Origin of the sequence: Actinomadura rubrisoli (genome assembly GCF_004349215.1) — a bacterium.
In the GTDB taxonomy this organism is placed as follows: domain Bacteria; phylum Actinomycetota; class Actinomycetes; order Streptosporangiales; family Streptosporangiaceae; genus Spirillospora; species Spirillospora rubrisoli.
Genome location: NZ_SMKU01000397.1, coordinates 1 through 7,838, shown reverse-complemented (window position 1 = coordinate 7,838; position 7,838 = coordinate 1). Strand labels below are relative to the sequence as shown.

Sequence of the window (7,838 nt, the reverse complement as noted above, 5' to 3'; positions counted from 1 at the left end):
GCCGCCGCGCCCCACTCCGACGGTCTCCCACCCGTCGCACCCGCCGCGGCCCACCCCGACGGTCTCCCGGCCGCCGAGGCCCACTCCGACGGTCTCCCGGCCGCCGCACCCGCCTAAGCCCACCCCGACGTGCGGGTCGCGGCCGACCAAGCCGCCGACTGCGTCGCCCGCCCCGCCGTCGGCGACCCCGTCGCCGATCCCGCCGAAGCCGACCGTGACGCCGCGGCCCAGCAAGCGGCCGCACAGGGTCGGCAGCGCGGCGTCCGGCAACGGGCGGTAGGTGGGATCTGCTGTCCACCGTGGGCACCCAGGAGATCCGCGGGGCGGAGATCACGTTCGACGAGTTCGTGGCCGCCACCGCGGGTCGCCTGCTGCGCACCGCCGTGTTCATGGTCTACGACCGGCATCTCGCCGAGGACCTGGTGCAGGTCGCGTACGAGCGCGTCGCGCGGCGCTGGCGGCGCGTCTCGGGCGGCAACCCCGAGGCGTACACCCGCAAGGTGCTGGTCAACCTCGCGATCGACGAGAACAAGCGGCGGGCCCGCCGGCGGGACACGCCGGTCGGATCGGTGGCGGACGTGGAGCGCCTCGCCGGGGGCGCCCCCGCGGCGGGGGCCGCGGGCGGCGAGCTGGACGAGGTGCTCCGCGCGCTGCCGGTCAAGCAGCGGGCGGTGGTCGTGCTGCGCTACTGGTGCGACCTGAGCGAGCAGGAGATCGCCGAGACTCTGGGGATCTCCCGGGGAACGGTGAAGAGCCACACCTCGCGGGCCATGACGGCGCTGCGGGAGCACATGGGGGAAGGCGGGGCGCATGGGGGATGAGCTCGACGCCCTGCTGCGCGACCACTACCGCGCGGCCGCCGACGAGATCCACGCCGGTCCCGGGACCGTCCGCCGGTTCCAGGACGCGGGACGGGCCGCCGCACCGGCCCGCGGTGCCCTGCGGCGGTGGGCGTTCCCCGTGCTGGCGGCCGCCGTGACGGCCGCGGTCCTGGTGGCGATGGCCGTCCTGCTGTGGCCGGGAGGGGGAGAGCCGGAGACGCCGCGGCCGATGACGCCGCCCTCCTCGCCTTCACCGCCGTCGGACGCGCCCACGGGCACGCCGTCCCGGCCTCCTGGCAGCACGCCGTCGAGATCGGCGGAGGGATCGAAACCGCCCCCCTCCCGCCCACGGCCGTCGAAGACGCCCGGCCCGACGAAGCGGCCGACGGCGCGGCCGCCGACACCGACGGCGTGGCCGAGCGGCCCGCCCTCGACGGATCCGGCCCCGTCCGTGACCATGGTCTCGCCCCGTGCCCGCACGAACCCGGGGTGACCGGACGGACCCGAGCCGAGCGGATCAGCGGTCAGGGAGGGGGTTCGCCGAGGCGAAGGCCCGGCAGCATGCTCCAGCCCACCGTCTCCATGACGGCGCGCAGCTGCGGCGACACCCGGTCGAGGACGAGCCGGCCGGGTGCGGCGCGGCGGCCCGCGACATCGGCCAGCAGGTTGATCGCGCCGAGGTCGATGAAGCCGAGGCCCGAGAGGTCGAGATGGACCTCGCCCGTCCCCGAGCAGGAGATCACCGAGGCCAGCGCCTGGTCGAGCACCGCGTGCCGGGAGGCGTCCAGCTCGCCCGTCAGCGCCAGGCCCGGCGGCCGGAACGTCCGCACGATCCTCAGCACGGCGTCCTCGAACTCGGGGTCGGGGATCGCCAGCACGCTGTGCCCCGCGCGCAGCGCCGCCAGCTCCGCGCGCCGGCAGCGCCGCCGGTCGAGCTGGCAGACGGCGGTGATGTGCGTGCTCGGCGGCACCAGACGCTCAAGGTGGCGCTCGAAGTCGAGCAGCGGGTCGAGGCCGCCGGGACCGCGCAGCGCCCACGTCATGTCGGCCGCCACGCGGATCGCGCGGAACCCCTGCCGCTCGGCCCGCGCGATCTCCGCCGCGAGCGTCCTGGCCACGGCCGGCGGATCGAAGCGGCGGCCGCCCGCCTCACCGGCCGGCAGGACGGTCAGCAGCCCGGCGGGCGTCTCCGGCGGCACGCCCGGCACGACGGCCGGCACCGAGCCCGCGAGGTAGATCACCTTCTCGCGGGCGAGCAGCCCGTCGCGGACGAACGCGCCGGCGACATGGCGCTGCTCGTCCTCGCAGGCGTAGGCCAGCCAGGCATGGTCACCGGGCCGCAGATCACGGACCGGCCTCCGGACGGACCAGAGGGTCTCCATAACGCCTTCCACCGCCGCATCACCGGGCCAGAATCGACACTAGGTGGCACGGTGCCACACCATGTAGCCGGTCGCCTACGGGGGATTTCCAGTATGTGAGACCTAGAACGAAACCGGCCGTCTCCGAACGCGAAGGCGCACGAACGTGCCGTCCCAGCCCGCCCGCAGCTCCATCAGGTCGACCAGCAGACGGACCGTCCACAGGCCGAAACCCTGCTGCAGGGCGGAGTCGGGCGGGATGAACCCGGTGAGCGGGCTGGGCCGCCAGAAACCGTTGTCGCCGACCTCGCACACGAGGTCCTCGCCGTCGCGCCACACCCACACGCCCATCGGCGGCGTGCCGTGCTGGAGCGCGTTCGCCGCCACCTCGTTCACCGCGGTGACGAGGTTCTGCGAGGGCTGCTTCGCCAGGCCGTGCGTCAGCGCCCGCTCGGCCACGAACGACCGCAGCGCGTGCAGGTCGTCGCCGTCGACCGTCAGGTACTCCGCGTTGTCCGGACGGCCGTGGCACCGGTCGCGGTCGCAGCCGGCGCCGTAGGTCGCCGGGTCGATGTACTCCTCGTTCGCGACGCTCCGCCCGTCCCGCAGCAGCAGCGGATGGGTGCGCCGCGCCTCCTCGACGATCCGGGGCGACAGCGTGCCGGAGTCGTACGGGCACAGCGCGCGCGCGCCCGAGTCGGCGAACACCACGTTGATCAGGGACTCGTAGCGGATCCACTCCAGCGTCTGCCGGTCGTCCCACCCGCCCCAGATCGGCTCGGCCAGAGCGCACACGGTGCGCGGCTCGCTCCGCTTCACGATCGTCTGGTAGTCGCGCAGGGTGTGGACGGGGTGCTGGTAGAACCCCGCGGAGTCGTAGTACTCGATCGCGCCTCCATGCGGCTTCATGACGTCGCGCAAGGCGCTCAGGTTCGGCTCCCGCACCACCGCGACGACCACCTGGTCGCGCTCCAGCCCCGACTTCAGGAACGGGACGGTGACGGACAGGAAGTCATCGACGTGGCCGTAAAGGAAGGCTTTGTGCTCCAGCGTCATCAGCCGATGCCTTCCGTCTCCGGGAGCCCGCGCCCGCGTCCGCGGGCCAGGCCGGGCAGCCGGTGCCAGCCCACCATCTCGATGACGCTCTCCACGTCCGCCGGAAGGTGGTCGAGGACCAGCGCCTCGTCGGCGTGCAGCGCGGTCGCGTGCTGTGCCAGCAGGTTCAGCCCGCCGAGGTCGATGAAGCCGAGCCGGGAGAAGTCGAGATGGACGCGGCGCCGCTCGGTGCTCACCTGGGAGAGCTTCTCGGCGAACACCGCGTGCCTGGCGGCGTCCAGCTCTCCCTCGACGCGCAGCCCGTTGGGGTCGAAGGTGCGCACTATCCTCAGGATCCCGTCGTCGAATTCGGGGTTCACTTCCACCAGGACCTCATGGGTGTCGCGGAGGGCGACCAGTTCGGCGCGCGGGCAGGCGCGCCGGTCGATCTGGCAGATGGCCATCGCCATGGTGCTGGGCGCGACGGCCTCGCCGACGCGGTGCTCGCAGCCCAGCATCTGGCCGAGGTCCGGGCGCCCGGGCCCGCTCAGAACCCAGGTGTAGTCGGTGGTCAGGCGGACGGCCCGGAAACCCTGGCCGAACGCCTCGTCCACCTCCCGGCCGAGCGTGTCCAGCATCATCGCCGGCGCGAAGGCGCCCCGCCGGTCGAGGCAGGCGTCCCGGTGAGAGATCACCCGGAGCTGCCCCGTCCTGCTGTAGGCGCGCGTGTCGATCCGGTGCCGGGGTCCGATCCCGGGCAGCCGCTCGGGCGGGGAGTCGGTCACGTAGACGACCTTCTCGTTGGTCATCAGCCCCTCGCGCACGAAGGTCCCGATGACCTGGTCGCGTTCCTCCGCGTCGGAGTAGGCCAGCCAGCCGTGGTCACCGGGCCGGACGGCGCTGACAGGTCGCTTGGCGAACCAGGGTATGTCCATGGCCTGCCCATCGAGGTTGTCGGGGACCCGTTCAGCCTACGCCGCTCGCGAGGTTTGGGAAGCGAAACGCATAGAGTTCCTCACGCTCTGTTGATCGTGGCAGGTGTTCGTGCAGGCAGGGCGGGCAGCCTGAGCCTCAGCCGGACGGTCGTCCCGTCCTCGCCCGTGCGGATTTGGACCAGTGAGCACAGCAGCCTGACCGCCCACAACCCGAACCGCCCGCCCGTGCTCGTCCCGGTCGGACGCGGGGGGACGAGCCCGTAGTCCGAGTCCGGCTCCCACCGTCCCTCGTCGCAGACCTCGCAGACCAGCGACCGGTCACCGGACGACTCGGTCCACATCCGCAGCACGATCGGCGGCTCGCCGTGCCGCAGCGCGTTCGTGACGATCTCGGTGACCGCGACGAGGAGCCGCTGGAGATCCTCCTCGGGCAGCGGTGTGCCCCGCGCGTAGTCCCCGACGTAGGCGCGCAGCCAGTACAGGTCGGGACGCTCGATCTTCAGGACGTCGGCATCGTCGGGCGGACGCGACAGGGGCTCGCCGTCGCACCGCGCGTTGTAGGCCCAGGGGTCCATGAAGCCGGGGTTGGCGAGGGCCCGCGCGCCGCGCACCGTCTCGGGGTGCGTCCTGCGCGCCGAGGCGACCACGCCCGCCGGCAGCGACGCCGGGAACGGGCACATGATCGAGGCACCGGTGCCGCGGAACGCGACGTTCGCGACGGCGTCCATCCGCTGCCACTCCGCGACCTCCAGCGGTGGACGGGCCGCCCAGGCGGGCTCCCCGAGGACGCGCAGCCGCCGCCCCTGCCACGCCGTGTTGTCGGCGAGGGCCAGGCAGTCGGCCAGCGTCCGCGCCGGATGCCCGTACCAGGTGTCGGCCTCGGCGAACTCCACCCCCGCCGCCATGGGCCCGAGCTCCTCCCGCAGCAGCAGCTCCCGCCCGGCGCCGGCCACGGCGAGGACCCGGTCGCCGGCGTCGACGCCGTCCCGCAGGAACGGCAGCGCGCCTTCGAGGAACTCGTCCACCCCGCCGTAAGGCAGCATGCGATGGGTGATGCCATGGGGAGGGGAATCGCTCACGGTGGACCACCTGAGTTCGTTCACGGCGTCACCACCGCCGCGGCGTCGGCGGGCCCACCCAGCGTAAGCCGTGGCCCGCCGCGTCGCCGAGATTCCCGTCCAATATGCCCGCGGGGACCGTGACAGGTCACGGCCCCCCGGGACGGACTATTTCGCTGTCATGGCGATCGACCAGGACGCTAAGCTGAACGGACCCCCGCGCGGGGGCCCGGCGGGCGTGGCGAAATCAGGTATACGCGGCAGGTTTAGGTCCTGTTGGTGGCGACACCGTGGGGGTTCGAATCCCCCCGCCCGCACGGCTCCGTCCCGCGAACGCGGAGGCTATACCGACAGGTCGCGGCGCAGGCGCTCCACGTGGCCGGTGGCCTTCACGTTGTAGTACGCCTTCTCGATGATGCCGTCGGCGCCGATGATGAAGGTCGAGCGGATGACGCCGACGACGACCTTGCCGTAGAGCTTCTTCTCGCCGTAGGCGCCGTAGGTCTGCAGGACCTCGGCGTCGGGGTCGGAGAGGAGGGGGAAGGTGAGGCCCTCCTTCTCGCGGAACTTGGCGAGCTTGGCGGGGTCGTCGGGGGAGACGCCGACGACGGTGACGCCCGCGGCCTCCAGTTCGGCGAGGCTGCCCTGGAAGTCGACGGACTCCTTGGTGCAGCCGGGGGTCATGGCCGCCGGGTAGAAGTAGAGGATCACGCGCCGCCCGCGCAGGGAGGACAGCGACACCGGGGAGGCGTCGGCGTCGGGAAGCGTGAAATCGGGGGCGACGTCGCCCGGCTGCAGCCGCTCGGACACCCTGTTCCGCCTTTCGCGTGGGATGGTGGCTCCCACGGTACCGCCCGGGGTGCGGCGGGCGTTCGCCGGGAAGACCTGCGACACTGTTCGGATCATGCGTCGCTCGACACGATAAGGACACGGCATGGCTGACAGGGCCCGCGACCCGGAGGCGCTGGAGCGGGAGATCGAGCGCACCCGCCTGGAGCTCGCACGCACGATCGACGAGCTCGCGGACCGGGTCAACCCGAGGAACGTCGCGCACCGGAGCGCCGAGCGGCTGAAGGAGGAGGCCGGCCAGGTCGTCCAGGTCGTGACCGCGATCGTACGGCCGGACGGGGAGGACGAGGAGGGCGGCGGGCTCGACCGGCGTGTCGTCATGGCGGGCGTCGGCGTGGCCGTCACCGTGACCGCCCTGGTCCTCTGGCGCCGCAGGCGCAAGCGCCGCTGAGCCCGACCCTTGAGGCGCCGGTCCGCGTTCTGTGGCCGGCGCCTTGCCATGCGGGGGGCCATGCGGGGGCGGTGCGGGCCAGCAGGTCGGCGACGCCGCGCAGCTCGTCCAGCTCGGCCCGGCAGGGCGCGCAGCCGCGCAGGTGCGCGCCCAGGTCGTCGGCCTCGGCGCGCGAGAGGCGCCCGAGCGCGTAGACGCCCAGGCCGAGGCGGTAGTGGCCGCAGTCCGTTGCTCCCACGTCCTGGAGTACGGAGCAGCGCGCGGGCCCGTTCACCGGCGGGCGCCCCGCCGGTTCAGGCGCCCCTCCCGTTCACCGAAGGGTCGGCTCGGCGCGGGTGACGGAGTCGGCGCCGCGTTCCAGCTCGGTCTCGGGGATGTAGGGGACGATGAAGGAGTAGCGCTCCAGGACCTCGGCGGCGACCTCGCCCGTCTCGCCGAAGGAGGCGATCTCGCCCCAGCAGGGCGCGCCCAGGGAGCCGCTGTAGTGCCGGACGGAGAGCCCGGCGCACAGGTTGGCGAAGTGGAGCCGCTGGCCGAGCGGCCAGCCGGCGAGGGTGCCGAAGACGAATCCGGCGGCGAAGACGTCGCCCGCGCCGGTGGGGTCGAGGGCCTGGACGGGCAGGGCCTCGGCGGCGGCGCTCTCCCCGGTGGCGGAGTCGACGGCGATGGCGCCGCGGGAGCCCGTCTTCACCACGACGACGGGGGCGCGCCCGGCGAGCGCGGCGAGGGCGTCCTCGGGGGACGCGGTGCGGGTGTAGGCCATCGCCTCGACGGCGTTGGGCAGGAAGACGTCCACGTCGGCGAGCCGGTCCAGGACGTCGGTCGACCACGTCTCGGTGGGGTCCCAGCCGAGGTCGGCGAAGACGAGGGAGCCGGCGCGGCGCATCTCCAGCGCCCACGCCGGGACGGGGCGGTCGATGTCGATGAAGCAGGTCGCGCTGCGGGGCGGCTCGGCGACGAGGTCGTCGGTGGGAATCGGCGGGGGCCGGGTGAAGGTGACCATGCTGCGGTCGGAGGCGTAGGCGAGCGACACCGTGACGGGCGTGGACCAGCCGGGGACGCGGCGCGACCAGGCGAGGTCGACGTCCTCCTGCTCGCACAGGGTGCGCCACAGGTAGGCGCCGAACATGTCGTCGCCGAACGGGGCGGCGAGGCCGGTGCGCAGGCCGAGCCGGCTCATCGCGACGGCGATGTTGGCGACGCCGCCGGGCGCGGAGCCGAGGCCGTCGGTGACCAGTTCGGTGCCGGGCGGCGGGAGGCCGGGCAGCCCGGTGAAGATCATGTCCATGAAGACCTGGCCGGCGAGGAAGACGTCCAGGCCGGGGGCGGGGGCGCCGTCGGAGCGCAGGATCTCGCCGGCCGGGCCGCGCTCGGCGCAGGGGTCGGGC

At 73.6% G+C, this 7,838-nt stretch carries 11 protein-coding genes and 1 tRNA gene; 3 read left to right on the top strand and 9 right to left on the bottom strand.

Translation table 11 applies throughout. The features are described 5' to 3' along the window. Window positions 1-270: hypothetical protein (locus E1298_RS40880; protein WP_243726140.1), on the bottom strand; the 270-nt coding region annotated here is incomplete at its 3' end. Window positions 271-299: 29 nt separating this feature from the next. Here E1298_RS40880 and E1298_RS40875 point away from each other — a divergent pair. Continuing rightward, a complete protein-coding gene (locus E1298_RS40875; RefSeq protein ID WP_243726139.1) occupies window positions 300-821 on the top strand; it encodes a SigE family RNA polymerase sigma factor in 522 nt (173 codons plus the stop codon). Window positions 822-845: 24 nt separating this feature from the next. Here E1298_RS40875 and E1298_RS40870 read toward each other — a convergent pair whose 3' ends face one another. The 5 genes from E1298_RS40870 to E1298_RS40850 form a co-directional block, all read right to left on the bottom strand. Next, window positions 846-1,301: a hypothetical protein gene (locus E1298_RS40870; protein WP_131902757.1), complete on the bottom strand. Its 456-nt coding sequence runs from the start codon at window positions 1,299-1,301 to the stop codon at window positions 846-848. A gap of 44 nt (window positions 1,302-1,345) precedes the next feature. Continuing rightward, a complete protein-coding gene (locus E1298_RS40865) occupies window positions 1,346-2,203 on the bottom strand; it encodes an MEDS domain-containing protein (RefSeq protein WP_131902756.1) in 858 nt (285 codons plus the stop codon). Between the two features lie 102 nt (window positions 2,204-2,305). Continuing rightward, on the bottom strand, window positions 2,306-3,238 hold the full coding sequence (locus E1298_RS40860) for a sensor histidine kinase (RefSeq protein ID WP_131902755.1): 933 nt from the start codon (window positions 3,236-3,238) through the stop codon (window positions 2,306-2,308). Then, window positions 3,238-4,152, bottom strand: a complete 915-nt coding sequence (locus tag E1298_RS40855; RefSeq protein ID WP_131902754.1) for an MEDS domain-containing protein — start codon at window positions 4,150-4,152, stop codon at window positions 3,238-3,240. Before E1298_RS40855 ends, E1298_RS40860 begins: the two co-directional genes overlap by 1 nt. Window positions 4,153-4,232: 80 nt before the next feature. Then, the gene (locus E1298_RS40850) at window positions 4,233-5,195 is read right to left on the bottom strand and encodes a sensor histidine kinase (RefSeq protein WP_131902753.1); all 963 of its coding nucleotides are present in this window, start codon (window positions 5,193-5,195) and stop codon (window positions 4,233-4,235) included. A 247-nt stretch (window positions 5,196-5,442) separates the two neighbouring features. On the opposite strand from E1298_RS40850, the gene E1298_RS40845 reads away from it, so the two are divergent. Next, window positions 5,443-5,527, top strand: a tRNA-Leu gene (locus tag E1298_RS40845). A 25-nt stretch (window positions 5,528-5,552) separates the two neighbouring features. Here the strand turns inward: E1298_RS40845 and bcp are convergent. Continuing rightward, entirely contained in the window at window positions 5,553-6,020 is a 468-nt protein-coding gene (bcp, locus tag E1298_RS40840; protein WP_207945135.1) for a thioredoxin-dependent thiol peroxidase, read from the bottom strand. Window positions 6,021-6,144: 124 nt separating this feature from the next. On the opposite strand from bcp, the gene E1298_RS40835 reads away from it, so the two are divergent. Further along, the gene (locus tag E1298_RS40835) at window positions 6,145-6,450 is read left to right on the top strand and encodes a DUF3618 domain-containing protein (protein WP_131902751.1); all 306 of its coding nucleotides are present in this window, start codon (window positions 6,145-6,147) and stop codon (window positions 6,448-6,450) included. On the opposite strand, the gene E1298_RS40830 is transcribed toward E1298_RS40835, so the two are convergent. Both E1298_RS40830 and E1298_RS40825 read right to left on the bottom strand, forming a co-directional pair. Further along, window positions 6,401-6,688, bottom strand: a complete 288-nt coding sequence (locus tag E1298_RS40830) for an anti-sigma factor family protein (protein WP_131902750.1) — start codon at window positions 6,686-6,688, stop codon at window positions 6,401-6,403. The genes E1298_RS40835 and E1298_RS40830 overlap by 50 nt on opposite strands. A gap of 72 nt (window positions 6,689-6,760) precedes the next feature. After that, on the bottom strand, window positions 6,761-7,838 hold a 1,078-nt coding region (locus E1298_RS40825), incomplete at its 5' end, for a carbohydrate kinase family protein (RefSeq protein WP_341770694.1).